The 25,388-nt window shown below is 70.4% G+C and carries 19 protein-coding genes; 5 read left to right on the forward strand and 14 right to left on the reverse strand.

Annotated features, from left to right (window positions below; translation table 11 throughout):
- Positions 1-99 precede the first annotated feature (99 nt).
- The 4 genes from VLF38_RS03355 to arfB all read right to left on the reverse strand — a co-directional run bounded on the left by VLF38_RS03355 (position 100) and on the right by arfB (position 6,912).
- Positions 100-4,587: an FtsK/SpoIIIE domain-containing protein gene (locus VLF38_RS03355; RefSeq protein WP_325269871.1), complete on the reverse strand. Its 4,488-nt coding sequence runs from the start codon at positions 4,585-4,587 to the stop codon at positions 100-102.
- Between the two features lie 33 nt (positions 4,588-4,620).
- Positions 4,621-5,937 (reverse strand): RDD family protein, encoded by a 1,317-nt coding sequence (locus VLF38_RS03360; protein WP_325269872.1) that lies wholly within the window; start codon positions 5,935-5,937, stop codon positions 4,621-4,623.
- A gap of 111 nt (positions 5,938-6,048) precedes the next feature.
- On the reverse strand, positions 6,049-6,435 hold the full coding sequence (locus VLF38_RS03365) for a sterol carrier family protein (RefSeq protein ID WP_325269873.1): 387 nt from the start codon (positions 6,433-6,435) through the stop codon (positions 6,049-6,051).
- Positions 6,436-6,486: 51 nt separating this feature from the next.
- The gene (gene arfB, locus VLF38_RS03370) at positions 6,487-6,912 is read right to left on the reverse strand and encodes an alternative ribosome rescue aminoacyl-tRNA hydrolase ArfB (protein WP_325269874.1); all 426 of its coding nucleotides are present in this window, start codon (positions 6,910-6,912) and stop codon (positions 6,487-6,489) included.
- 107 nt (positions 6,913-7,019) lie between these two features.
- On the opposite strand from arfB, the gene VLF38_RS03375 reads away from it, so the two are divergent.
- A complete protein-coding gene (locus VLF38_RS03375; RefSeq protein WP_325269875.1) occupies positions 7,020-8,636 on the forward strand; it encodes a M28 family metallopeptidase in 1,617 nt (538 codons plus the stop codon).
- A 205-nt stretch (positions 8,637-8,841) separates the two neighbouring features.
- On the opposite strand, the gene purL is transcribed toward VLF38_RS03375, so the two are convergent.
- Entirely contained in the window at positions 8,842-11,103 is a 2,262-nt protein-coding gene (gene purL, locus VLF38_RS03380) for a phosphoribosylformylglycinamidine synthase subunit PurL (protein ID WP_325269876.1), read from the reverse strand.
- 168 nt (positions 11,104-11,271) lie between these two features.
- Between purL and VLF38_RS03385 the strand changes: the two genes are divergently transcribed.
- The gene (locus VLF38_RS03385) at positions 11,272-12,675 is read left to right on the forward strand and encodes a glycoside hydrolase domain-containing protein (RefSeq protein ID WP_325269877.1); all 1,404 of its coding nucleotides are present in this window, start codon (positions 11,272-11,274) and stop codon (positions 12,673-12,675) included.
- 104 nt (positions 12,676-12,779) lie between these two features.
- Here VLF38_RS03385 and VLF38_RS03390 read toward each other — a convergent pair whose 3' ends face one another.
- From VLF38_RS03390 to purS, 3 genes are read right to left on the reverse strand one after another with little or no spacing between them, the layout of a single operon-like run.
- Positions 12,780-13,271 carry a DUF3817 domain-containing protein gene (locus VLF38_RS03390; RefSeq protein WP_325269878.1) on the reverse strand — a complete coding sequence of 164 codons (492 nt, stop codon included), beginning with the start codon at positions 13,269-13,271 and terminating at the stop codon, positions 12,780-12,782.
- On the reverse strand, positions 13,268-13,936 hold the full coding sequence (gene purQ, locus VLF38_RS03395; protein WP_325269879.1) for a phosphoribosylformylglycinamidine synthase subunit PurQ: 669 nt from the start codon (positions 13,934-13,936) through the stop codon (positions 13,268-13,270). Before purQ ends, VLF38_RS03390 begins: the two co-directional genes overlap by 4 nt.
- Positions 13,933-14,181, reverse strand: coding sequence for a phosphoribosylformylglycinamidine synthase subunit PurS (purS, locus tag VLF38_RS03400; RefSeq protein ID WP_325269880.1), 249 nt, complete (start codon positions 14,179-14,181; stop codon positions 13,933-13,935). Before purS ends, purQ begins: the two co-directional genes overlap by 4 nt.
- A gap of 156 nt (positions 14,182-14,337) precedes the next feature.
- Here purS and VLF38_RS03405 point away from each other — a divergent pair, with 156 nt between their 5' ends.
- The gene (locus VLF38_RS03405; protein WP_325269881.1) at positions 14,338-15,234 is read left to right on the forward strand and encodes an alpha/beta fold hydrolase; all 897 of its coding nucleotides are present in this window, start codon (positions 14,338-14,340) and stop codon (positions 15,232-15,234) included.
- A 158-nt stretch (positions 15,235-15,392) separates the two neighbouring features.
- On the opposite strand, the gene VLF38_RS03410 is transcribed toward VLF38_RS03405, so the two are convergent.
- The 3 genes from VLF38_RS03410 to VLF38_RS03420 all read right to left on the reverse strand — a co-directional run bounded on the left by VLF38_RS03410 (position 15,393) and on the right by VLF38_RS03420 (position 19,700).
- A complete protein-coding gene (locus VLF38_RS03410; RefSeq protein WP_325269882.1) occupies positions 15,393-16,958 on the reverse strand; it encodes a long-chain fatty acid--CoA ligase in 1,566 nt (521 codons plus the stop codon).
- Between the two features lie 105 nt (positions 16,959-17,063).
- Positions 17,064-18,692, reverse strand: a complete 1,629-nt coding sequence (locus VLF38_RS03415; protein ID WP_325269883.1) for an aldehyde dehydrogenase family protein — start codon at positions 18,690-18,692, stop codon at positions 17,064-17,066.
- Between the two features lie 123 nt (positions 18,693-18,815).
- Entirely contained in the window at positions 18,816-19,700 is an 885-nt protein-coding gene (locus VLF38_RS03420) for a phosphoribosylaminoimidazolesuccinocarboxamide synthase (protein ID WP_325269884.1), read from the reverse strand.
- A gap of 40 nt (positions 19,701-19,740) precedes the next feature.
- On the opposite strand from VLF38_RS03420, the gene VLF38_RS03425 reads away from it, so the two are divergent.
- Positions 19,741-20,061: an antibiotic biosynthesis monooxygenase gene (locus VLF38_RS03425; protein ID WP_325269885.1), complete on the forward strand. Its 321-nt coding sequence runs from the start codon at positions 19,741-19,743 to the stop codon at positions 20,059-20,061.
- Positions 20,062-20,143: 82 nt separating this feature from the next.
- Here VLF38_RS03425 and VLF38_RS03430 read toward each other — a convergent pair whose 3' ends face one another.
- The 3 genes from VLF38_RS03430 to purB form a co-directional block, all read right to left on the reverse strand.
- Positions 20,144-20,632: an SRPBCC family protein gene (locus VLF38_RS03430; RefSeq protein WP_325269886.1), complete on the reverse strand. Its 489-nt coding sequence runs from the start codon at positions 20,630-20,632 to the stop codon at positions 20,144-20,146.
- Between the two features lie 88 nt (positions 20,633-20,720).
- Entirely contained in the window at positions 20,721-22,565 is a 1,845-nt protein-coding gene (locus VLF38_RS03435) for a BCCT family transporter (RefSeq protein WP_325269887.1), read from the reverse strand.
- Positions 22,566-22,695: 130 nt separating this feature from the next.
- Positions 22,696-24,114 carry an adenylosuccinate lyase gene (purB, locus tag VLF38_RS03440; RefSeq protein WP_325269888.1) on the reverse strand — a complete coding sequence of 473 codons (1,419 nt, stop codon included), beginning with the start codon at positions 24,112-24,114 and terminating at the stop codon, positions 22,696-22,698.
- Positions 24,115-24,209: 95 nt separating this feature from the next.
- Between purB and VLF38_RS03445 the strand changes: the two genes are divergently transcribed.
- Positions 24,210-25,355 carry a sterol desaturase family protein gene (locus VLF38_RS03445; protein ID WP_325269889.1) on the forward strand — a complete coding sequence of 382 codons (1,146 nt, stop codon included), beginning with the start codon at positions 24,210-24,212 and terminating at the stop codon, positions 25,353-25,355.
- The last annotated feature ends 33 nt before the right edge of the window (positions 25,356-25,388 follow it).

The raw sequence follows: 25,388 nt of genomic DNA on the forward strand, positions 1-25,388 counted from the left end.
CTTTCCTTGAGGCCCGAGCCCCGGACCTGAAGGAAACTTTTCACAAGTGTTCTGGACCAGCAAGGGGTAGAACTACCCGCTCCTTGCGTCATGCAGGCATCAGTCCACAAAAGGCGTCTGGACCATGCGCACGCGGCCGCCCTGGACGAAGAAGCCACGCCCCACAGGCGAATCACCGCGCTTGATCTTCCCGAACGACGTCTTGAAGATCGAGTCGCCGTCGTACTGGTCGGGCTTGAGGACGATGCCCTGGCGGCTCTGCTTCCAGTCACCGAGCACGCCCAGCGCACCTGTCGCGCGACTGACGTCAGCGTCGCCGATCAGCAGGTGGTCACTGTCACGCACGGCCTTGAACATCAGCCGCGACGCCCGCTCCGCCGCACCATCACCGAGGTGCGGGACCTCCTCGATCACGATCATGATCCGCTTGGAGTTGCCGTCGTCGACGAGCAGGGCGGCGAGCTCCTCGGCGAGCTCCTTGGCCTCCTCCTCGCGGCTTGCGCTCTTCACCCAGGGGCGGAAGTCCTTCAGCTCCGCCCGGCGCCCACCGAAGTGGTAGAGCTGGACGTCGGGATCGAACCGCTCGACGGCGATGATCATCGCCTTCATCATGTTGGTCTTGCCGGACGCCGGTGGCCCCGTGACGACGAAGCAGCCGACCGGATCGAAGCCGCACGGTGCCAGCGTGTCGTCCGCGAGGCCGATCGCCGGCATCCCGTCCACGGTCGCCGGGAACGAGGCGATCGGCGCCTTGGTCGGCAGCGCCCCGATCTCCGGAAGGTCGTCCACCCCGGCCGCCCGCAGTCGGGCGGCGAGCGCATCGAGTGCCCCGGCCTGCTCGGCGGTGTTGGCCGTGCCACCGATGACGGCGACCTGCGCCTCGTGCTTGTCGACGATCGCACGGCCCGCGGCTGCCTGGTCGTCGAGGATGTCCTTCGGCACGCCGATCATCATGTACTGGTTCTGGTCCGCGAGGCGCAGGATGACACGGCGCTGGATGTTGGCGGCCACCGCGGTCGGGATCGCGTTGGAGCGGTCGGCCGTCAGCACGGCGTGGAGGCCGAGCTGACGGCCCTCGGAGAGGATCCTCAGGAACGCGCGGTACGCCGGCTGGCGGACCGCCTGGTACTCCCAGTCCTTCTTGAACTCAGCGAAGTTGTCGACGAGGAGCAGGATGCGCGGCGTCGTCGCGTCAGCAAGCAGCCGGTACTGCGTCAGGTCGCCGGCGTTGACGGCACCGAACGCTGCAGAGCGCCGGTCCATCTCGGCGTCGAGCGTCAGCAGGAGACGGGTGATCCGCTCGACGTCCTCGCCGTCGACGATCGAGCCGACGTGCGGAAGCCGGGACAGCACCGAGAGGCCCCCCGAGGCGAAGTCCAGGCAGTAGACGTTGACGTTGCCTCGTTCGGGCCGTGACCCCGCGGCGACCGCCAGGGTCCGCAGGAGCGTGGACTTGCCGGATCCCGACGTCCCGAAGACGACCATGGACCCGTCCCGGTCCGGGTCGAACGTCACCGGCTCCTGGCTCTGCTTCTCCGGGACGTCGACGAGCGCGAACGGGATCTGCCCGTCGCCCTCGTTGGGAAGCGACTCGAGGTCGATGACCTCGGGAAGGTCCTCCAGCCACGGGCGACGCGGCCTCATCAAGCCCGCGACCTGCGAGGCTGCGATCAGGTTGTCGACGATCCGCCTCTGGTCATTCGGACCGAGGTCGGCGTCGTGGAAGTCAGACTCCTCGAGATGCGGAGACTCCCAGATCGGCGCGGTGCCAAACCGGAGGTCCGACACGGCGATCTCGGCCGGGTCCTCGACATCACCCGTCCAGCCACCGGCGTACGCCGACTGGAAGGGGATCAGGCTGCTGTGGCCGGTCTTGGCGATCGCACGTCCCGGGATGGAGGCCGGGAACCGTGCCGCGACCGGGTCACCGACGACATCCTCGGAGTCGTTCTCGTCGGCCATCCGGAGCGCCACCCGCAGGTTGGTGTTGGCCCGGAGGTTGTCCTTGATGACACCAGCCGGACGTTGCGTCGCCATGATCAGGTGGATGCCGAGCGACCGGCCGCGCTGGGCGATGTCGACGACGCCGTCGACGAACTCCGGCACCTCACCCGCCAGGGCGGCGAACTCGTCGATCACGAGCACGAGTGCGGGCGGGGTCTCGGGGTCCTGGCGCTTCTCCAGCTCGAGCAGGTCCTTGACCTTCTTGCGGTTGAAGAGGTGCTCGCGGTGGTGCAGCTCGGCACGCAGGCTGGTGAGCGCGCGGCGTACGAGGTGGGGGCTGAGGTCGGTGACCAGGCCGACGCAGTGCGGCAGCTCGACGCAGTCCGCGAAGGCCGAACCGCCCTTGTAGTCGACGAAGAGGAAGGTCACGCGGTCGGGACTGTGCGCCGACGCCATGCCGAGCACCCACCCCTGCAGGAACTCCGACTTTCCGGCACCGGTCGTGCCGCCCACGAGGGCATGCGGACCCTGGCTCCGGAGGTCGAGCGACATCGCGTCGCTGACGCCCTGGCCGACGATCGCCCGCAGGTTGCCAGCCTTCTTCAGGCGCGGACGAGGTGCACTGGACCGGTCGACGAGCGTGTTGTTCTGCCGCCAGCGCTCGACGACCGCGGCAGGGTCCTCGGCGATCTCCTGGCCGGTGAGCGCCAGGAGCGCGACCGAGTTGGGAATGTCCGAGGAGTCGTGGACGACCACGCTCGCGTCGACGACCGGCGCGAGGTGCCGGGCGAGCAGGAGCATGTAGTCGTTGGAGACGCCCTCCAGAGCCGTGTCGACGTGGCGCTCGCCACTGCGGACGAGGCCCACCTCCGCCTTGTCGAGGCCTTCGCTGACGTCGACGAACGTGCGGCACGACGCCGGGAGCGCCTCGACCGTCGAGCCGACGAACACCGCGTGGACACCGCAGTCGGGACCCCGCTCGAGCAACGACACCAGCCGCGCGCGGTCCACGGGGGCGTCCTCGGTGACGAAGACGACGACCGAGACCGGCGGCTGGCTCTTGTCCTCGCCGACCGCACGGTTGACGTCTGCGCCGTACATGTTGGGATTCCAGTCGTCCCGATGGGGCCCACGGGGCTCGGCGGGCTTCCCGACACGCGCGACGTGGGCCTCCAGGGCACCCAGGAGCGCGGCGGCGGTGGGGGCCGAGTCGGACAGCGGCTGCTCACGGAACGGGCTGGTCTCGCTCGTCGTGTGCGGCAGCCACTTGAGCCACTCGAGCTCCGTGCGCCAGCCCGCACCTGTGAAGGCGACAGCGACGACGTCATTCGGCGCGTGGAGGCCGAAGATCTGGACGGCGAGGCCCCGCATCGCGTCGGCTGCCGCGCCACGCGGCCCGGCAACGCCGATCGACCCTGCGCTCTCGAGCGTCTCCACCAGCGGTACGTCGTCGACGTACCGGTACCGCTCACGGAGCTTGTCGACGCGCTCGACGTACTCGGGGAGGCCGTCGGGGGCCTCGGGACCATCGAAGATCGCGTTGCGTGCCGGAAGGCGACCGACGCCGAGGCGAACGGCGAGGAAGTTCCAGTGCTCGGGCCGGCGGGTCCAGAGCATCGGGCCGAGCTTCATCGACTGCTCGAAGACCTCGGCGACAGGTGGCACCTCGCGGTTGCGGGCGAGCTCCTCCTCAGGCTTGGCGTAGAAGAGCTTCTCCTCCAGCTCTTCGTACTGGCGCTCGAAGAGTCGCAGCTGGTGCTCCTCCTGGCCGCCCATCATCCGGCGCTGATTGAGGTGGTTCATCATCATCATCAGCGGCGTCATTCCGAGCATCATCAAGGTGCGCGGGCGACCGGTCATGAGGTACATCGCCGCCGACATGAGCAGCGGCGCGATCAGCATCATCCAGGGGAAGAGCTTCTTGAAGCTCTCCTTCGGAAGGTTGGGCATCTTGAGCACGGTGCCGGGGTAGCGCTCCTCCACCCGCGGGCTGCGGTTGAAGAGCAGGCCACCGCCGCGCTCCAGGATCGCGTCGGGGGTGGCGAAGTCGGGCGTGGTGCGCTCGGCGACGAGGGTGGTGTCTCCGATGACGAACGGCGCCCCCGAGACCACCTGCCAGCGCTGCACGGGGACCCCGTCGACGAGGACGCCGTTGGCCGAGTTGAGGTCCACGAGCTCGATGACGGAGCCGACATCCAGGCGGGCATGGCGCTTGGAGACCATGGGGTCGCTGAGCACGATGTCGTTGTCGTCAGCACGACCGATCGAGGAGAGCCCTGCACGCAGCGGGAACTCCTGACCCCGCGAGGGACCTTCGAGGACCCGCAGCACGGCGATTGCGTCGCCGCCGCGACGTCGGCCCTGGGCCGAGGCCGGTCCGAGATTGACCACCTGGGCCATGAAGCCCGAGCCGATCGGCGCCTCGCCCATCGGGATCCCCGACTCGAGCGGGATCAGCCGGGCGGTGTCCGGGGCCGCAACGGCGAGGGTCAGGAGGTCGTCCGGTCCGGCCTGCAGCCCCAGACCGGGATCGACGTCGACGAGGTGTCGGGCGACGTCGTGCGCGGTAGCCGTCGAGTCGACCGTGATCGTGACGTCCACGGCCTCTGCCTGCGGTCGTTGCAGCGTGAGCTTGAGCTTCATCCTGTGTCCTTTTCGTCCCGAGCCGCGATGGCGTCAGGATCGCCTGACCGTCGCCGTGCGCTGGCCGATGCCGATGGAGTCGCCTGCGCCCGCGCGGGTGACCTGCTGTGCCGTGAGGCGCCGCTCGACCCCTGCATGCGTGACGGTGGTGCCGTTGCTGGAGCCGCAGTCGGTGAGCTCGAGACCGTCGTCGAGCGGGCAGACCAGCAGGTGCGTGCGCGAGAGCTGCTCATCGGAGAGGGACACCGATCGCGCATCCGTGCCCGCGGGGGGCTTCGGGTTGCGACCGAGGACCACCGGTCCGTCGATCGCGATCTCGGTGCCGTCGTCGAGCACGAGGGAGTACGCCGCTGCGGCCGCGTCGACCTTCGTCGCGCTCGTCTGCGGAGCGGGAGCAGGAGCAGGCACCGGGGCCGCGGGTGGGGCCGCGGGTGGGGCCACAGGTGCCGCAGGTGCGGCAGGTGCGGCAGCGGGCGGGGCAGCAGGCGGCGCAGGAACGGGGGCCGGTGCGGCCGCCGGAGGCAACGGGGCCGGTGCGGGCGTCGCGCGCGGAACCGCGGCGCCGGTCGCGAGCCTGCCGCCGGCGGGGGCGGGAGCATCGCTGGCACGGCTGTCGGAGCGACCGATCACGCCCGCGCTCAGACGCTGGCCCGGACGGAAGCCATCGGCGGGGCCGGGCGCGCTGGTCAGCGACGGGAGCGCGGCCCGTTCAGCGCGCGGCTGCGCGGCAACGGTCTTGCGGGCGACGCGCATACGCTTCTCGTCGTACGGGTCGAGGCCCGCGCGGATGTCGACCAGCCAGGTCTCGCCGATGCGGTCATGCCAGCCGCGGCCCCGACCTGTCTTGTCGAAGAGCGGTGAGAGCAGCACCACCACCGCACCGAACGGGATGATCGAGGCTCCGAGGACGACCAGCAGGCGCAGCACGATCCGGAAGAAGCCCGGCTTCTCGAGGGTGCGCACGTTGACCGACCGGATGCCGAAGACGGCCTTGCCGAGCGTCACTCCCCTGCCGCCATGGAGCACGAGCTGGGCAAGGCCGCCGGCCACCGTGAGGCCGATCGTGACGCCGGCCATGATCGCCGCGAGGGTGAACGACGGGTGGTTGACGAAGCCGTAGACGCTGATCCGCCCCGTCAGGAGCTTCAGGAGAAGCGGCAGCATGAAGATGAGCAGCGGCAGCTGCACCACGGCGTAGATGGCGTACTCCACCGCGTACGCCGCAGCGCGGCGACCCAGAGGCGCGGAGACGAGTCCGAGGGCGGCGGCGTAGGCCGGGTCCGGCGTACCGTCCTCGAAGAGTCCCTCGACGGACGCCTTGCCGTCGTCGTCGACCTCCCAGATCTCCACGCAGACACCTTCCCCCATGGCCCCGCACGTGGACCAGACCACTGCGGCCAACGGCCGCCGCGATGATGTCCGGCCGGGCGGGTGCGTGTCAACGCCAACCGATGGGGCGAACTACCCGGCAGTCGAGGGGCCAGCGGGAGCGACGAGCGGGAGGTACGCCGTCAGGTCGGTCCGCTCACCACTGGCCCGCAGCGCGCCCGAGTCGAGCGCCTCGTGCCAGGAGAGCTCCCCAGCGGCGATCGCCAGCCAGGTCGCGGCATCGGTCTCCACGACCGCACGGGGGGTGCCGCGCGTGTGGCGGCCGCCTTCGACGGCCTGCACCGCGCCGTACGGCGGGACGCGGACCTCGACGGAGTGGCCCGGCGCGCGGCGCTCGAGGAGGCTGAGGGTCTCCTTGACGAGCAGCTTGACCTCGGCGCGCTGCGCGGTGCCGTCGCGCCGCGCCTGCCAGGCCGCGGCGACGGCCGCAGGGTCGACCGGGCGCTGACGGGGAGGCATGGAACCAGTCTCCCAGCACCCGTCCGCCGGCACCCCTCCGCCTGCACGTCGTCAGTCGAAGCTGCCGCTACGACCCCGCTTGATCTGGGAGCGCTGCTTCTTGCCGGCGAGCCGGCGTTCCTGCGAGCCACGCGTCGGCTTCGTGGGCCGTCGCTTCGGTGCGGGCGGCGCTGCGGCCTCCCGGAGCAGCTGGGCGAGGCGCTCGCGGGCCGCCTTGCGGTTGGCGAGCTGGGTGCGGTGCTCGCTCGCCGCGATCGTGAGCACGCCGTCGACGAGTCGCCCTGCGAGCACGCTCACCAGACGCTCCCGCAGGTGGGCCGGGACCGAGGCCGCGCGAGCCACGTCGTACGAGAGCTCCACGCGGCTGTCGGTGGTGTTGACGCCCTGCCCGCCCGGCCCCGACGACCGCGAGAACCGCTCGGCGAGATCGGCGGCGGGCACGATGAAGCCACGACTCACCACCAGATCGCCCTGCATCCCGGCAGCCTACAAACGTGACCCCGCCGTCACCGGATCGTGACCCGGGTCACACAGGGTGCCGAGAGGGCCGGCATCGGGCAGGCCCTCTCGCGAAAGGCCTATCCGTGGTGACCCACACCAACTCCCGGGCGGGAGGTCGCGGGCGCACAGCTGCCTGTGCGACCGGTCTCGCCCTCCTCGCCGCCGCAGCCCTCCCCGCCACCGCGTGGGCGGGCCCCGACGACCGCACCAACACGACCTCCAAGTCCCTCCGCGCCGCGGTCACCCCCGCGGGCGTCATGGAGCACCTCGAGGCTCTCGACGCCATCGGCACCGCCAACGGCGGGACCCGCGCCTCGGGCACGCCCGGCTACGCGGCCTCGCGCGACTACGTCGTGTCGAAGCTCCGGGCCGCGGGCTACACCCCGGAGGTCCAGGCGTTCGAGTTCCCCTTCTACCGACAGCTGGCGCCGGCCACCTTCGAGCAGGTCGCACCGACCCCCACGTCGTACGCCGAGGGCACCGACTACGCGACGATGACCTACTCCGGCTCGGGTGACGTGACGGCCGCGGTGCAGGGCGTCGACCTGGCCCTCGACAACCTCGCCGTGTCGACCAGCGGCTGCGAGGACGCGGACTTCGCGGGCTTCACGGCAGGCAACATCGCCCTCATCCGCCGCGGCACCTGCAGCTTCGGCGAGAAGGTCGTCAACGCCCAGGAGGCCGGCGCGAGCGCGGTCATCGTCATGAACCAGGGCACCGAGGGCCGCACCGACGCCTTCGCCGGCACGCTCGGCGCACCCGTCGGCACCGTGCCGGCGATCGGCACCAGCTTCGCGATCGGCCAGGCGCTCGCCGTCGACGGTGCCCAGGCCCACGTCGCGGCCTCGACGGAGTCGGAGATGCGCACGACGTGGAACGTCTTCGCGGAGACGAAGGGCGGCGACGCCGAGAACGTCGTCATGACGGGCGCACACCTCGACAGCGTGGTGCCCGGCCCGGGCGTCAACGACAACGGCAGCGGCTCGGCCGCGATCCTCGAGGTCGCCGAAGCGATGGCGAAGGTGAAGCCCGTCAACAAGGTCCGCTTCGCGTGGTGGGGCGCGGAGGAGCTCGGCCTCCTCGGCTCGGAGCACTACGTCGCGGACCTCGAGGCCAACGACCCCGAGAAGCTCGGCGACATCGCGCTCTACCTCAACTTCGACATGGTCGGCTCGCCGAACTACGCGCTCTTCGTCTACGACGGTGACAACTCGAAGTTCCCGGTCGGCCCGAGCGCAGCCGAGGGCCCGGCCGGCTCCGGCGCAATCGAGGACCTCTTCCACGACTACTTCGCCTCGGTGAACACGCCGTCGGCGGAGACGCCGTTCAGCGGGCGCAGTGACTACGGGCCGTTCATCGCGGTCGGCATCCCGGCCGGCGGGCTCTTCACCGGCGCCGAGGGCATCAAGACCGCCGAGGAGGCTGCCCTCTTCGGCGGCACCGCGGGCGAGGCCTACGACCCGTGCTACCACCAGGCCTGTGACACGATCGCCAACGTCAGCGTCGACGCCATCGACGCCAACTCCGACGCGATCGCGCACGCCATCCTGAGCTACGCCATGAGCACGAAGTCGGTCAACGGCAGCACCAAGGGCCACCCGGTCGGACCGGCGACGCCCGATGGTGAGCCGAGCGGCACCGGCACCCCCGAGGGTGGCGGCCTGCACGACGACCACGACCACGACGGGCTGCTCAGCTAGGGGATGTCTCCCCGGTCCCGACACCCTCGCGGACCCCAGACCCCGCCGCTCCTCCGGTACCCCGATTCCGGAGGGGCGGCGGCTCCGTGTGTGCTGGCGGATGCCGGTGGTGTCCCCGCCACTTCCGCGCCCTCGATGGCACTACCGCGCCCCCATGAGGGCGCGGTAGTGCAAGTAGCCCCGCTTTGCAGCGAGCGGACGGGGATCAGGCCATCGCGGCCGGGAGCGTCGCGCTCCAGGCCTCGCGGACCTCGGCGATCGGCAGCTCGAACTGGCCCTCGACGACGATCGCGTCGCCGCCGGTGGTGCCGAGCGCCGCAGCCGGGACGCTGTGCTTGGCGGCCAGCGCCTCGAGCTCAGCGGCACGGTCGGCAGGCACGGCGACCAGCACACGGGCGGTCGACTCCGCGAAGAGCGCGAGGAACGGGTCGCCTTCGAGCGTCACGGTGGCGCCGATGCCGTTCTTGATCGACGACTCGACGAGCGCCTGCGCGAGGCCGCCGTCGGAGAGGTCGTGGGCGGTGGTCAGCAGCCCGACTCCCTCGCGGAGGAGGACGGCGAGCGCCTTCTCGGCGGCGAAGTCGACCTTCGGCGGCAGACCGCCGAGGTGGCCGTGGACGACGTGGGCCCACTCCGAGCCGGAGAGCTCCTCGCGGGTCTCACCGAGCAGGTAGACGGACTGGCCTGCGGCCTCGAACGCACTCGGCGTACGGCGCGTGACGTCGTCGATGACGCCGAGGACGGCGACCACGGGGGTCGGCAGGATCGCGGTCTCGCCGGTCTGGTTGTAGAGCGAGACGTTGCCGCCGGTGACCGGGGTGCCGAGCTCCTTGCAGGCGTCCTTGAGGCCGGTGCAGGCCTGGGCGAACTGCCACATCACCGCCGAGTCCTCCGGCGATCCGAAGTTGAGACAGTCGGAGACCGCGAGCGGCTCCGCGCCACCCGTGGCGACGTTGCGGTAGGACTCGACGAGCGCCAGCTGCGCACCGGCGTACGGGTCGAGCTTGGCGAAGCGGCCGTTGCAGTCGGTGGAGATCGAGACGCCGAGGTTGGTCTCCTCGTCGATCCGGATCATGCCCGAGTCGGACGGCTGCGAGAGGACGGTGTTGCCGCGGACGTAGCGGTCGTACTGGTCGGTGATCCAGGACTTGTCGCAGAGGTTCGGGGAGGCGGCCAGCTGGATCACCGTCGCGCGCAGCTCGTCACCCGTCGACGGGCGGGGAAGCTTCTCGGCGCCGTCGGCCTGAAGCTCGTCCTGCCAGTCCGGTCGCGCGAAGGGGCGCTGGTAGACGGGGCCCTCGTGGGCGACCGTGCCCGGCGGGACGTCGACGACGGTCTGGCCGTGCCAGTCGATGACCAGGCGGCCGGTGTCGGTGACCTCGCCGATGACCGCGGCCTCGACGTCCCACTTGGCGCAGATGGCGAGGAAGGCGTCGATGTTCTTCGGCTCGACGACCGCCATCATGCGCTCCTGCGACTCGCTCATGAGGATCTCCTCGGGCGAGAGCGTCGAGTCACGAAGGGGAACCTTGTCGAGGTGGACGTGCATGCCGCCGTCGCCGGCGGAGGCCAGCTCGGAGGTGGCGCAGGAGAGGCCCGCACCGCCGAGGTCCTGGATGCCGGCGACGACGTGGGCGCCGTAGAGCTCGAGGGTGCACTCGATGAGGAGCTTCTCCATGAACGGGTCGCCGACCTGGACGGCGGGGCGCTTGGCCGGCCCGTCGGCGTCGAAGGTCTCGCTGGCGAGCACGGAGACGCCGCCGATGCCGTCGCCACCGGTGCGGGCGCCGTACAGCACGACGAGGTTGCCGGTGCCGGTCGCGTTGGCGAGGTGGAGGTCCTCGTGGCGCAGGACGCCGACCGCGAGCGCGTTGACGAGCGGGTTGCCGTAGTAGGTCGCGTCGAAGACCGCCTCGCCGCCGATGTTCGGCAGGCCGAGGCAGTTGCCGTAGCCCCCGACGCCGGCCACGATGCCGGGCAGGACGCGGTGGGTGTCGGGAGCATCGAGCGGGCCGAAGCGAAGCGGATCCATGACCGCGATCGGGCGGGCGCCCATCGCGATGATGTCACGGACGATGCCGCCGATGCCGGTCGCGGCGCCCTGGTAGGGCTCGACGTACGACGGGTGGTTGTGCGACTCGACCTTGAAGCTGACCGCGTAGCCCTGGCCGATGTCGAGGACGCCGGCGTTCTCGCCGATGCCGGCGAGCATCGGGCCGCGCGGGGTCTCCTGGGCGAGCTCGCCGAACTGCTTGAGGTGGACCTTGGAGGACTTGTACGAGCAGTGCTCGGACCACATCACGGAGTACATCGCCAGCTCCGCGCCCGTGGGGCGGCGGCCGAGGATCTCGCGGATGCGGGCGTACTCGTCCTCCTTGAGGCCGAGGTCAGCCCAGGGCTGCTCCCGCTCGGGGTCGGTGCTGGCGACAGCGACGGTGTCCAGGGCGGAGGTGCGGCTCTCAGTCACGCGCCAGATTCTACGGGCGCGGGAGGGCGCTCCGAGCCACGGTCCGCCCCACCCGGACGGACCCCGTCTGACCTGCGGAAACTACACATTTGTAGTTCGCCGTGATCTCTGTTGCTGGTGTGACTGATGTGGTTAACGTGGTCTCCTTCCCCCACTTCGGAGAGTCACATGCGCGCCCTGACCCGCCCTCGGAACGACCCAAGGACCTCGCCGTCCGGCCAGTTCCGCACCCGCCTGACCACGACGCTGGTCGCCCTCGCCGCCGTCGCCGGCCTCGGCCTCGGCGGCCTGGCCGTCACGCGCGACCAGGGGCGCGCCGTACTCGCGGCGGGGAGCAACCCGGCGACGCCCGGGGCATTCACCGGCTACGGCTTCGACCAGTGCCTCGCGCCGACGCAGGCCAAGATGGATGCCTGGCTGGACAACTCCCCGTTCCACGCGGTCGGCATCTACATCAGCGGCAACTCGCGCGCCTGCCGCAGCCAGCCCAACCTGACCCGGACCTGGGTCTCCACCCAGCTCGCCCGCGGCTGGCGACTGCTGCCGATCACGCTGGGCCCGCAGGCGAGTTGCCAGCCGCGCTACCCCAAGTACAACGACGACCCGAGGATCAACCCGGACCCGACGAGCTGGTGGTCCAAGGCGAAGGCCCAGGGCAAGCTCGAGGCCGAGCGAGCGGTCACCGCAGCGAAGAACCTCGGCATCGTCCCGCGCAGCACGCTCTTCTACGACCTCGAGGGCTTCGACCTCGGCAACACCAACTGCCGCGAGTCCGCCCTCCGCTTCGTGCACGCGTGGACGCTCCGGCTCCACGAGCTCGGCTACAAGTCGGGCTTCTACTCGAGCGCCAGCTCGGGCATCAAGATGGTCGACGACGCCCGCGTCAACCATCCCGGCGTCTTCGCCCTCCCCGACACGTTGTGGATCGCGCGCTGGGACGGCGTGGCCAACACGACCACCGAGACGCGCTACCTCCGCAGCGACGGCTGGACCGGCGGCAACCGGCTCAAGCAGTACCAGGGTGGCCACAACGAGACCTGGGGCGGCGTGACCATCAACATCGACCGCAACTGGCTCGACGTGGGCGGCGGCTCGCGGTCCCGCACCGAGACGCACTGCGGCGGCATCCGGGTCGACTACCCGTCCTACCCGGGCTTCTCGATCGGCACGTCGCGTCCCGAGGTGCGGGCCCTCAAGTGCCTCCTGGTCGAACAGGGCATGACCAGCTACGGCATCAACCTGAAGTCGAACTACTACGGCCGCGGTGCCGCCAACGCGGTCAACGCCTGGCTGACGCGCGAGGGCTTCCGGCCGTCGACGACCTGGCGTGCGGGCCACTGGAAGGGCCTGCTCCCCCGCGGTGGTGCGGGCTGGCAGAAGCGCGGATCCAGCGGCGCCTCGGTGTGGCGACTCCAGCGTGCACTGATCGCCCGTGGCATCTCCGTGCCCCTGTCCGGTGTCTTCGACCGGGCCACCGACTCCGCGGTCCGCTCGTATGAGTCGTCGCGGGGCCAGGCCGTCAACGGCGTCGTCACTCCGGCCCTCTGGAACCTGCTCTACCGGGGCCGCTGACCACAAGCCCCACCTCGACACGCCACAAGCCCCACCTCGACGCCGAGGTGGGGCTTGTGGTCAGTCGAGGTGGGGCTTGTGGTCAGTCGAGCCTGCGGCGGTGGTCAGCCGACCGGCGGACCAGCGACGAGAGCAGCGGTCGTGAGCACCGCGAGGGCCACGACGAAGACGACGAGCGCCCGGAGCTTGTTGCGCAGCAGCCAGCAGACGGCACGCTGGCCGCGCGAGGCGCTGTCCGCACGCGACTGCCAGGAGGTGCCCAGCAGCCCGCTCCGCTCGGCGTACGCATCGAAGAGGACGGTGAAGAACGGCGGGAGCGCGGCGGCCAGGCCGAGCAGGGTGCGCCCGACGGACCAGCGCTGGTCGACGGCGACGGCGACGGTCACCAGCACGTAGGCCAGGAAGGCGACGCCGTGGATCGGCCCGAAGATCGTCACGCCGAGGTCGGTCGTGTCGGTGACCCGCTTCAGGAACATGCCGACCAGCAGGCCGGCCCATGTCATCGCCTCGGCAACGGCGACGATGCGGAAGACCCGCAGTGGCCCGAGCGCCGTGGTCGGTTCCGCGGCGCGGTCGTTGGTCTGGGTGGCGCTCATGCGAACACGGAGGCGGCGAGCGAGGTGAAGAAGCCGAGGCCCTCGGTGCCGGGACCGCACAGCTCCTCGACGGCGTGCTCGGGGTGCGGCATGAGACCGACGACGTTGCCGCGCTCGTTGGTGATGCCTGCGATGTCGCGCAGCGAGCCGTTGGGGTTGACGTCGAGGTAGCGGGCGACGACACGGCCCTCGCCCTCGAGCATGTCGAGCGTGGCCTCGTCGGCGACGTAGGAGCCCTCGCCGTTCTTGAGGACGACCGTGATCTCCTGGTCCTTCGCGTACGACGAGGTCCAGGCGGTGGCGTTGTTCTCGATGCGGAGGCGCTGGTCGCGGCAGACGAACTTGCGGTGGTCGTTGCGGATCAGCGCGCCGGGCAGCAGGTGCGACTCGGTGAGGATCTGGAAGCCGTTGCAGATGCCGAGGACCGGCATGCCCTTGTGGGCCGCCTCGATGACCTCGGTCATGACCGGCGAGAAGCGCGAGATCGCACCGCAGCGCAGGTAGTCGCCGAACGAGAAGCCACCCGGCAGGACGACGGCGTCGACGCCCTTCAGGTCGTGGTCGCCGTGCCACAGGGCGACGGCCTCGTTGCCACCGATGGTGACCGCGCGGGACGCGTCGACGTCGTCGAGCGTGCCCGGGAAGGTGACGACGCCGATCTTCACTGGGCGTCCTCGACGCGGACGGTGAAGTCCTCGATGACGGTGTTGGCGAGCAGGGTCTCGGCCATCTTCTCGATCTCGGCGAGAGTGGCCTCGTCGGCCGACTCCACCTCGAGCTCGAAGCGCTTGCCCTGGCGGACGTCGGTCACGCCGGAGAAGCCCAGGCGCGGCAGCGCGCCCTGGACGGCCTTGCCCTGCGGGTCGAGGATTTCCGGCTTGAGCATGACGTCGACGACGACACGGGCCACGATGAGCTCCTTGGAAGGTGGCGACTGTGCCCTTGGTTCGGGGCGCGCTCAGTCTACGGAGCGCTGTGCGCCCCGCCGAAACCGCGTCTCAGCCGCCGACGCGACCCTCGCCACACCTTCGCCTGCACACCGATCACATGCCCTAGGTTTCCGGCCATGACCAACGCCCGACAGCACGTCGTGACCACGACCGACGGCGTACGCCTCGCCGTCCAGGAGCACGGAGACGCGGCCCTGCCGACGGTCGTGGCTGTGCACGGCTATCCCGACGACCACCACGTGTGGGACGGCGTGGTCGCGGAGCTCGCCGGCCGCTTCCACGTCGTGACGTACGACGTGCGCGGGGCGGGCTCGTCGGAGAGCCCGCGCGGCCGGCGCCACTACACGATCCCGCGCCTGGCGGCGGACCTCGGTGAGGTCGTCACTGCCACGGCCGGCGAGAAGCCCGTGCACCTGCTGGCTCACGACTGGGGCTCGATCCAGACCTGGGGCCTGGTCACGGACCCCGCGTGGAGCGAGCGACTCCTCTCGTACACCTCGATCTCCGGGCCCGACCTCGACATGGTCGGCGTCTGGTTGCGCGGCGTCCGGCAGTGCCCCCGGGCGATCGCCCGGCAGCTGCTCGACTCCTACTACGTGGCGCTCTTCCAGCTGCCGGCGCTGCCCGAGGCAGCGATCCGCCTCGGCCTCTTCGACCGCGTCGTGCGCCACTCGGCCCTGCACGGACTCGATGCGGGGACGACGATCCGGGAGAAGAGCCGCTCCGACGCCGAGCGTGGCCTGGCCCTGTACCGCGCGAACTTCCTGTCGCGACTCGCACGCCCTGCGCCCCGCCGTACGACGGTGCCGGTGCAGGTCCTGGCGCCGTCCGGCGACCTGCACGTCGATGGCGAGATGCAGCGCACCGCTCCGGCTCCCTGGTGCGAGTCGCTGGCCACGCACGAGGTCACCGGCAACCACTGGGTGGTCGAGCACTCCCCCGCGGTGATCGCCTCGCACGTCACGCGGTTCGTCGACGAGAACTCCGGCAAGGCCGATCGCCCGCTCTTCTGAGTCGCCGAAGCGGCGCAGACCTGCACCCGAAACACGCCGAGGCGGCGCGAACCTGCAGGCCTTCTGCAGGTCCGCGCCGCCTCGGCGTACTCGGGGTGCAGGTTCGCGCCGCTTCGACGCAATCTGGGTGCAGGTGCGCGCCGCTTCGACGGAGTGGGTCAGCGCGGCAGCTCGCGCTTGAGGATCTTGCCCGTGGCGGTCATCGGCAGGGCGTCGACGATCTCGACGATGCGCGGGTACTTGTACGCCGCCATCTGCTCCTTGCTCCAGGCCACGATCTCCTCGGGGGTCGCCTCGGCGCCCGGCTTGAGGATCACGACGGCCTTGACCTCCTCGCCGTGCGAGTCGTGCGGCACGCCGATGACGGCGGCTAGCGAGATCGCCGGGTGGGTGAGGAGCACCTCCTCGATCTCGCGCGGGTACACGTTGAAGCCGCCGCGGATGATCATGTCCTTCGCGCGGTCGACGATGAAGTAGTAGCCGTCCTCGTCCTTGCGTGCGAGGTCGCCGGAGCGGAACCAGCCGTCGGCGTCGATCGCCTCGGCGGTCGCGTCGGGGCGGCCGAGGTAGCCCTTCATGACGTTGGGGCCCTTGATCGCGATCTCACCCACGGTCTCGGGGTCCTCGGGAAGGTCGGCACCGGTGTCCGGGTCGATCAGCTTGAGCTGCACGCCCGGGATCTCCTGGCCGATCGAGCCGACCTTGACCTCGGTGCCCTTGGCCGTGAACGCCGCGACCGGCGAGGTCTCGGAGAGGCCGTAGCCCTCGAGGATGGTGACGTCGAAGACCTCACCGAACTGCTTGTGCACCTCGACCGGAAGGCTGGCACCGCCGGCGACGGCGACGCGGAGGTGGTCCTTGATGTGGTCAACCGGAAGCTCGCCCTTGGCCGCCTCGCCGAGCAGGCCCCAGTACATCGTCGGAACGCCACCGAAGAAGGTGACCTTCTCCTTCAGCATCAGGCCGAGCGCCTGGGTCGCGTCGAAGCGCGGCAGCATCACGACGGTGCCGCCGTAGGCGAAGCCGCCGTTCTGCATGACGGTCTGGCCGAACGAGTGGAAGAGCGGCAGCACACAGAGGTAGGTGTCCGGGCGGCTCTCGTCAGCCCCGAAGAGGTCGGCACCGGTGAGCGCGTTGGAGTGCATGTTGCGGTGGCGCAGCTCGGCGCCCTTGGGCTGACCGGTGGTGCCGGAGGTGTAGAGGATGACGGCGGTGTCGTCCTCGTCGGTGGCGACCGTCTCGAACGCCGGCGACTTGCCGTTGACCGCCTGGCCGAACGTCTCGGTGCCCTCGATCGGCGAAGCGCCGGCCGGGTCGACGGTGATGACGAAGAAGTTCTCGCAGGTGTCGGTCTCCTGGAAGCCCGCGTGGCACTCCGCGCCGATCGGCAGGTCCGGCGTGCCCTGGAAGGCGAAGAGCGCCTTCGCACCCGAGTCCGCCAGGTGGTAGGCGACCTCGCGGCCCTTGAGCAGCACGTTGAGCGGGACGACCGTCGCTCCGGCCTTGAGGATGCCGTAGTAGATGATCGAGAAGTACGGCAGGTTGGGGCAGCTCAGCGCCACCTTGTCGCCGGGCTGGATGCCGCGCTCGACCAGCAGGTTCGCCACCTGGTTGGCGGCGCCGTTGACCTGGGCGTAGTTCAGGCGCACGTCACCGAGGACGATCGCATCACGGGTGGGGTACTTGCGGGCGGAGTCCTCGAGGAGGATGGAGAGGTTCAGCATGCGCCCAAACCTAGGCGACACACGTCACCCAAGGGATGTGCATGAGCACAAAATTCCCATCCGGGGGTGTTGTGCGCGCCTCCAGTCGCCGACCGCTCTCCCGCCTCAGCCGCGCAGCGCCGGCGGGAAGATCTTCAGCAGGTTGCCCCAGCTCCGCTTTCCGCCGTACGCCGCGAGCGCCTTGCCCGACTTGTCCGACGTGCGCGCCGTCACGAACCACGGCATCCGCGGCGCCATCGCGAGCTCGCCACGGAGCACCGACCGCGGGAACGGACGGAACGGCCCCCGGGCGACGGTCTTCTCCGGCTGGGCGATCAGATGCGTGTTGTGCACGACGCCGATGCCCGAGCCGACCTGCTCGAGCGTGTGGCCGGGGAAGGCACCCCAGACCGCACCGCCGAGGAGGAAGGCGATGCCGCTCCACACGTTGATGCCGACCGCTCCGTAGCGCAGGTCCGCGACCAGGGAGTCGAACCGGTCGCCCATCTCCTTGATGTCCTGGGGGCGCACGATCATCGAGGCGCCCAGCGTGCCGTCGAGGGTCTCGTTGGCGAAGGCCACGGCGTTGGCGAGGAAGTCGGCCCCCAGGCCGGGGAGCTCGGTGATGCCGAGGACGCCGGCGAAGTACTCCCCGTCGTAGAGCTCGGTCGGGCTGTCGTCGCGCAGCGTCACGAGCGTGCAGGAGCCCACCTGCTCCGCCGCGTCGCCGTAGGTGGCCTTGGCACGGTCTACGGCAGCCTGGCCGTTGGGGTACCACGGCGGGCGCGGGGTGACCTGCGTCAGCACCGTGCGGATCGCGGCGAGGAAGGCGTCCTTCTGGTCCCAGTCGGAGGAGACGATCAGCGCCTGCCCACCAATGCAGTTGTGGCCGGCGTTGTGCAGCCGCTGGGTGACGACGTGCTCGGCCTGGAAGGCCAGGTCGGACTTCGTCCACTTCCCCGGGATCACGATGATCGGCGAGACGCCACCCAGCTCGGAGGTGATCTCCTTGGAGAGCTTCGGGGTGCCGGCCGCGCGGTTGCGCGCGGCCTCGTCACCCACGCCCCACACGATCGCGTCATGGGTGCGGGCCGAGCCGGTGATGTGCACGTGGTTGAGGCCCGGGTGGTCGACGAGGTGGGCGCCCACCTCGGCCCCACCGTTGACGACCCGGATCAGGTCGGCCGCGATGAGCGGTGCCAGCGCTGCGTCGTACGCCGGCTTGAGGTGCTGGAACGTCGGGTTGAGCTTGATGATGCTCGCGCGGTTGAAGGCCACCAGCTCGTACGCCGCGTCGAGCGGCGCGATCGCGGAGATGTTGCCCGCGCCCAGCACGAGGCCGACACCGTGGGACTGCCCGGCGGCCTCGCCGGCGCTGCGGGCGCCCAGGCCGGCCGTGGCCTTCGCCTGCTCAGGGGTGACCCCGGGCTGGAGCCAGACCTCGGCCTTGAAGCCGCTGAAGAGGAGGGAGTCCTTCAGGTCCTCGGGGAGGACCTGGACGACCGTGCGGTCGCCGACCGTGCGAAGCGCGAGGCCGTCGAGCGGCGACCCGCCCGCCGCCAGCTTGTCGAGCGAGGTGGCGTACTCGCCGAGCATCGGGGCCGTTGCGGCCGGACCGGACATCCACTCCTCGCCCTCGAGGTGGCCTGCCGGGACGCCCTTGGCGGCACACGCGGCGGTGGCCCAGGCCTCGGCGTTCGCCGCGATCGCCTGCTGCGTGCGGCGCAGGAGCGCGGCGCGCTCGCGGAGCCCCATCGCAGCCCAGGCGCGCGCCCGCGGCGAGCGCCTCGACCGCCTCGTCGAGCTCGGCGGGCGTGGCGGGGGTCGGGTCCTGCGCGGGCGCGGCGGTCATGGTGCTCTCCTCGGAATGGCGGTGGGTCAGAAGGTCTGGCCGGTGAGCTTCTCGTACGCCTCGACGTACTTCGCGCGGGTGAGCTCGACGACGCCGGCAGGCAGCGCGGGCGGCTGCTCCCCGGACTTCTTGTCCCATCCGGACGCCGGCGAGGTCAACCAGTTGCGCACGATCTGCTTGTCGAAGCTGGGCTGGGTCTGGCCCGGCTGCCACGCGTCGGCGGGCCAGAAGCGGCTCGAGTCGGGGGTCAGCACCTCGTCCGCGAGCACCAGCGACCCGTCGGCACCACGGCCGAACTCGAACTTCGTGTCGGCCAGGATGATCCCCCGCTCACGGGCGATCGCCTCCGCCCGCCCGTAGACGTCGAGCGTGGCAGCCCGGAGCGCGGCGGCGTCGGCCTCACCGACAGTGGCGACGACCGCGTCGTACGAGACGTTCTCGTCGTGGTCGCCGACCGCGGCCTTCGTCGCCGGGGTGAAGATCGGCTCCGGCAGGCGGCTGCCGTCGACCAGGCCGGCCGGCAGCGCGATGCCGCAGACCTCACCGGTCTGCTCGTAGTCGCCGAGGCCGGAGCCGGTGAGGTAGCCGCGGGCGACGCACTCGACGGGGAACATCTCGAGGCTCTGCACGACCACCGCGCGTCCCGTGACCGACGCCGGCACGTCGGTGGAGAGCACGTGGTGCGGGACACCGAGCGTCTCGAACCACCACAGCGACATCCGCGTCAGGATCTCTCCCTTGTCCGGGATCGTCGACGAGAGCACGAAGTCGTACGCCGAGATGCGGTCGCTGGCCACCATGAGCAGGTTGCCGGCGTGCTCGCCCTCGTCGATCCGGTAGAGGTCGCGGACCTTGCCGGAGTGCAGGTGCGTCGTGCCCGGGATCTCCGGCGCGTCGGGGATGTTCAGCATGGGTCCGAGCCTAGTCGTGGCGTCTCCTAGGCTCGGGGACATGTCCGTCGTGAAGATCAACGCCATCCACGTCCCCGCCCAGGCCGGCGCCGAGCTCGAGAAGCGCTTCGCTGCGCGCGCAGGCGCGGTCGAGAAGTCTCCCGGCTTCCTCGGCTTCCAGCTGCTCCGACCCGTCGCCGGCGACGACCGCTACTTCGTCGTCACCCACTGGGAGTCGGAGGAGGCGTTCGCCGCCTGGCGCGACGGTGACGCGAAGGCCGCCCACGCCTCGGCCCCCGGTGAGGCACCGAAGCGGCCGGTCGCCACGGGCGCCGACCTGCTGGAGTTCGAGGTCGTGCTGGATGTCGCTCCCGCTCGCTGACCACAACGACCGGTTCGACTGACCACACCTGCAGGCTCGGCGTCGAACGTGCGGTTGTGGTCGGTCGACCTTGCGCTTGTGGTCAGGAGAAGTAGGCGCGGGTGTCGCGCTCGAGCTTCGCCAGGTCGAGCCGCTTCACCAGCGACAGCACCGCGCCCTTGAGCGGGCCCGGCACCTTCGGCTCGGCGAGGAACTCCCAGAGGAACTCCGAGCCTCCATCGGCCGTCGGAGTGACCGTGTAGCGCTCACCAAACCTGCGGAAGAGCGGCAGGTTGGCCGACTCGACGGCGAAGGCCGTCACCCGGGTGGCGTCGTCCCAGAGGAAGTAGCGCTCGTGGACGACGAGGCCGTTGGCGAGCGCGACGGTGCGTGTCGCTCCTGCTGCGTGCGGGCCCGGCGAGGTCCAGGTGACCCGGCGGATCCCCTTGCACCAGTGCAGCGGGCGGTCGCCGTGGAGCTCGGCGAAGACCTCACTGGCGGACCGCTTCGTGCGGACCGTGAAGCGGTGCGTGAAGGGCTGGCCGACTTCGAAGTCACGGTCGGCGACGGGCTGGAGAGCGAAGGTCCGCATGCCGCCATCTTCGTCAGCCCGGGGCCGATCTGACGGCGAACGGCCCTCGACACGCCGCGTGACGCGGAGTGTCGGGGGCCGTTGTCGCTCAGATCTGCCGCCCGGCCTCGACCTGCTCGACCTCGGCCTCGATCTGCTCGGCGTCGGGCTGCTCGGCGTCGGGCTGCTCGGCGTCGGGCTGCTCCGCCTTCACCATCGGTGTCTCGCCAGTGCTGTCGTTGTGCTGGACCGAGAGGACGAAGTCGTCGCCGTGCTCGGTCACGCCCGCGATCACGGCCTGCTCGACCGCCTCGACGGCGTACGTCCGGCGGACCATCAACGGGTCGGACCGCAGGTCGCGGACCAGCGCGATACTCAGCCCGACCATCACCACGACGAACGGCAGCGCGGCCACGATGGTGATCGTCTGCAGGCCGGTCAGGGCGTCGGCGCCCCCGACCAGCAGCATCACCGCGGCGACGGCACCGGTCGCGACACCCCAGAAGACGACCGTCCAGCGCGATGGCTCGAGGGTGCCGCGCTCGGAGAGCGAGCCCATGACGATCGAGGCGGCGTCCGCTCCCGACACGAAGAAGATCGCGACGAGCACCATCACCACGATGCTCGCGACGGTCGCGAGCGGGAAGGCGTCGAGCGTGGCGAAGAGCTGCGACTCGACACCGCCGGCGCCCGCGATGTCGGTGCCGGCCTTCTGCAGGTCGATCGCGGCGCCACCGAAGATGCAGAACCAGACAAGGCTGACCAGGCTCGGCACGAGCAGGACACCGCTGACGAACTGGCGGATCGTCCGGCCGCGCGAGATCCGCGCCAGGAACATGCCCACGAACGGCGTCCACGAGAGCCACCAGGCCCAGTAGAAGATCGTCCATCCGGAGAGCCATTCACTGGTCTCGGAGCCCTCGGCGCCGGTGCGGGCCGCCATCATCGCCAGCTCCTGGACGTAGGAGCCGATCGAGGTCGGAATCAGGTTGAGGATGAAGACCGTCGGCCCCGCGACGAAGACGAAGAGGGCGAGCGCCACGGCGAGCACCATGTTGACGCTGGAGAGCCACTGGATCCCCTTGGCGACGCCGGAGACCGCGGACACCACGAACGCCGCGGTGAGCACCGCGATGATCATCACGAGCACGCCGTTGCCGACCGGGCCGGCACCACTGACGATCTCCAGACCGCTTCGGATCTGCAGCGCACCGAGGCCGAGCGATGCTGCCGAGCCGAAGAGCGTCGCGAAGATCGCGAGCATGTCGATCACCTTGCCGGCGGGACCGTGCGCGTGCCGGCCGAGCAGGGGCTCGAAGGCGGCGCTGATCAGCTGCAGGCGGCCGCGACGGTAGACGCCGTACGCGATGGCCAGGCCGACGACGGCGTAGATCGCCCACGGGTGCAGCGTCCAGTGGAAGAGCGTGGTGGCCATGGCGTGCTGCACGGCCTCGGGGTTGCCGGCCTCGCCGGTGCCCGGGGGCGGGGTGGCGAAGTGCGTGATCGGCTCGCTGACGCCGTAGAACATCAGGCCGATGCCCATGCCGGCGCTGAACATCATCGCGATCCAGGGCACGGTGCGGAACTCCGGGTCCTCCCCGTCGCGGCCCAGGGTGATGCTGCCGAAGCGGCCGAGCGCGAGCCAGAGCACGAACACGACACAGGCGCTGGCAGCGAGGACGAACAGCCAGCCGCTGTTGGTCATCACCCAGGTCAGCGAGCGCCCCGACACGTCGGCGAGCGTCGCGGTGCTGACGAAGCCCCAGATCAGGAACGCGACCGCCAGGACCGCCGTGACACCGAAGACGACCCGGTCGAGACCGCCGGTCTCCGCCAACTGCTCGTCGGGCACCGCGAAGTCCAGCGCCGGGTGCGCCTGGTGCTCCGGGTGCGGGATGTCCGCCGGCGTGTCGTCGGGGTCCGGCTGTCGGGGTCGTCCGAGATCCAGGGTCAACGTTTCAGGGCGTCAGGGACGCCGTCCTCCTCGAGGGTGCGTGGATGCGTCCCCTCGACCGTGCCCTATTTCACGAGAAATATGCAACCCTCGCAACACGCTGCGCTATACGCAACACTCGGGTGTGGGGTCAGAGGATGTCTCCGGGCACGTACGCCGCGGCGTCCGGGAACCGCTTCACGAGCTCCTCGACCTTCGCGACGACGGCCCGGACCTGGTCGACGGCAGCACCGGTGAACTCGATCGGGTTCGCGACGAGGGCGTCGATCTGCTCCCGGGTCAGGCCGAGCTCCTCGGAGGCGGCGAGCTTGGCGAAGACGTCGTTCTCGACCTGGCCCTGGCGCATCGCGAGCGCCGTGCCGACGGCGGCCTCCTTGATGACCTCGTGGGCGGTCTCGCGCCCCACGCCGTTGCGGACGGCCGACATGAGCACCTTGGTGGTCGTGAGGAACGGCAGGTAGCGGTCAAGCTCGCGCTGGATGACCGCCGGGAAGGCACCGAACTCGTCGAGCACGGTGAGGAAGGTCTGGAACAGGCCGTCCACGGCGAAGAACGCGTCGGGCAGGGCCACGCGGCGTACGACGGAGCAGGAGACGTCGCCCTCGTTCCACTGGTCGCCGGCGAGCTCACCGACCATCGAGAGGTAGCCGCGGGTGATGACGGCGAGGCCGTTGACGCGCTCACAGGAGCGGGTGTTCATCTTGTGCGGCATGGCGGAGGAGCCGACCTGGCCCTCCTTGAAGCCCTCGGTCACGAGCTCGATGCCGGCCATCAGGCGGATCGTCGTGGCGAGGTTGGACGGACCCGCGGTGATCTGCACCAGCGCGGACAGCGTGTCGAAGTCGAGCGAGCGCGGGTAGACCTGGCCCACGCTGGTGAAGACGTTGCCGAAGCCGAGGTGCGCAGCGACCCGGGACTCGAGCTCGGCGAGCTTGGTCGCGTCGCCTCCGAGCAGGTCGAGCATGTCCTGCGCGGTGCCGACCGGGCCCTTGATGCCGCGCAGCGGGTAGCGCGCGATCAGCTCCTCGAGGCGCTGGACGCCGACCAGCATCTCGTCGGCGATCGTCGCGAAGCGCTTGCCGAGCGTCGTGGCCTGGGCGGCGACGTTGTGGCTGCGACCGGCCATCACGAGCGCCTCGTGCTCGGCAGCGAGGCGGGCCAGCCGCGCGAGGGCGGCGACGGCGCGGTCGCGCACGAGGGCGAGGGAGGAGAGCACCTGGAGCTGCTCGACGTTCTCGGTGAGGTCGCGCGAGGTCATGCCCTTGTGGATGTGCTCGTGCCCGGCGAGCGCGCAGAACTCCTCGATGCGCGCCTTCACGTCGTGCCGCGTGATCCGCTCGCGGGCCGCGATGGAGCCGAGGTCGACCTTGTCGACGACGGCCTCGTAGGCCTCGATGACGCCGTCGGGGATCTCGATGCCGAGGTCCTTCTGGGCCTTCATCACGGCGATCCAGAGCTGGCGCTCGAGCACGATCTTGTGCTCGGGGCTCCAGATGGCGGCGAGGTCGGCGGCGGCGTAGCGGGTGGCAAGAACGTTCGGCACGGTCACGGGAGGAGATTCTCCCACGTCCGACGAGTACGTCCGAACCGAGTTGAGTAGCCGTGCCGAGGACGGTCAGGCTCACTCGCGGGCATGGTCGGAGCATGTCCGAGATGCCTGCGCCCCGGCGCCCGCTCGCCACCCTGGTCCGCCACCCCCGCTTCCTCGCCACGACATCGTGCTTCCTCGGCGTGCTCGCGCTCGTGTCGGTGGTCTGCTTCCACTTTCCCGATCTGCTGACCAGCCGTGAGTTCCGTGCTGTGTACACCGAGGACTTCGCCCGCACGCTGCTGCTCATCGGCCTCTCGCTCGCCTTCTTCACCGGCACGCTCGCGGTCCTCCGCGACGAGCACAAGCGGCTCGCTTTCACCGGCGTCGGCACCGCGACGGCGGCCCTGCTGCTGGGCGGCGCCGACGTCCCGTTCGAGGGGCCGATTCGGCAGACGCCGTACTCGCTCGGACTGGACTGGTTCGTCCTGTCGCTCTTCGTGTCTGCGCTCGTCTTCATCCCGCTCGAGCACCACTTCGCGCGCCGTCCCGTCGCGGTCTTCCGCCATGGATGGCGCACCGACGCGGCGTACTTCTTCATGAGCCACGTGCTCGTGCAGTTCATCCTGATCCTGGTGACGACCTCGACCGGACTGGTGGTCGACACCGCGAAGCACGAAGGGCTTCAGGCGTGGATCGGCGGGTTGCCGTTCGTGGCGGCGTTCCTGCTGGCGGTCTTCGTGGCAGACGCGGCACAGGCCGTCCTGCACCGCTGCTACCACCGGGTCATGGTGCTGTGGCGCTTTCACGCGGTGCACCACTCCAGCCCCGAGCTCGACTGGCTGGCCGGCTCACGGGTGCACTTCGTCGAGACCGTCCTGACCCGTAGCGTCGTGCTGCTGCCGTTGCTCTTCCTCGGCTTCTCGCAGCCGGTCGTCAACGCCTACGCCGTGCTGGTCGGCATCCAGGCCGTCGTCGCCCACGCCAACATCGGGATCAGGTTCGGCTGGCTGGAGTACGTCATCACCCTGCCGCGCTACCACCACTGGCACCACGCCCGGCACACCGACTACTGGGACCGCAACTACGCGATCCACCTCCCGGTCGTGGACATGCTGATGGGGTCGTTCAGGCTGCCGCGTGACGGCAGCTGGCCGGAGGAGTACGGCGTGTTCAAGCGTGAGTCGGTTCCGGAGGGCTTCGTCGCGCAGCACGTCGCGCCGTTCCGTGGCGAGCGGACCTACGACACCTACGTGCACTGATCGAGTTGAGTGCGCATGTGGCCGGAACGACCA

Origin of the sequence: Nocardioides sp. (genome assembly GCF_035481145.1) — a bacterium.
Lineage (GTDB): Bacteria > Actinomycetota > Actinomycetes > Propionibacteriales > Nocardioidaceae > Nocardioides.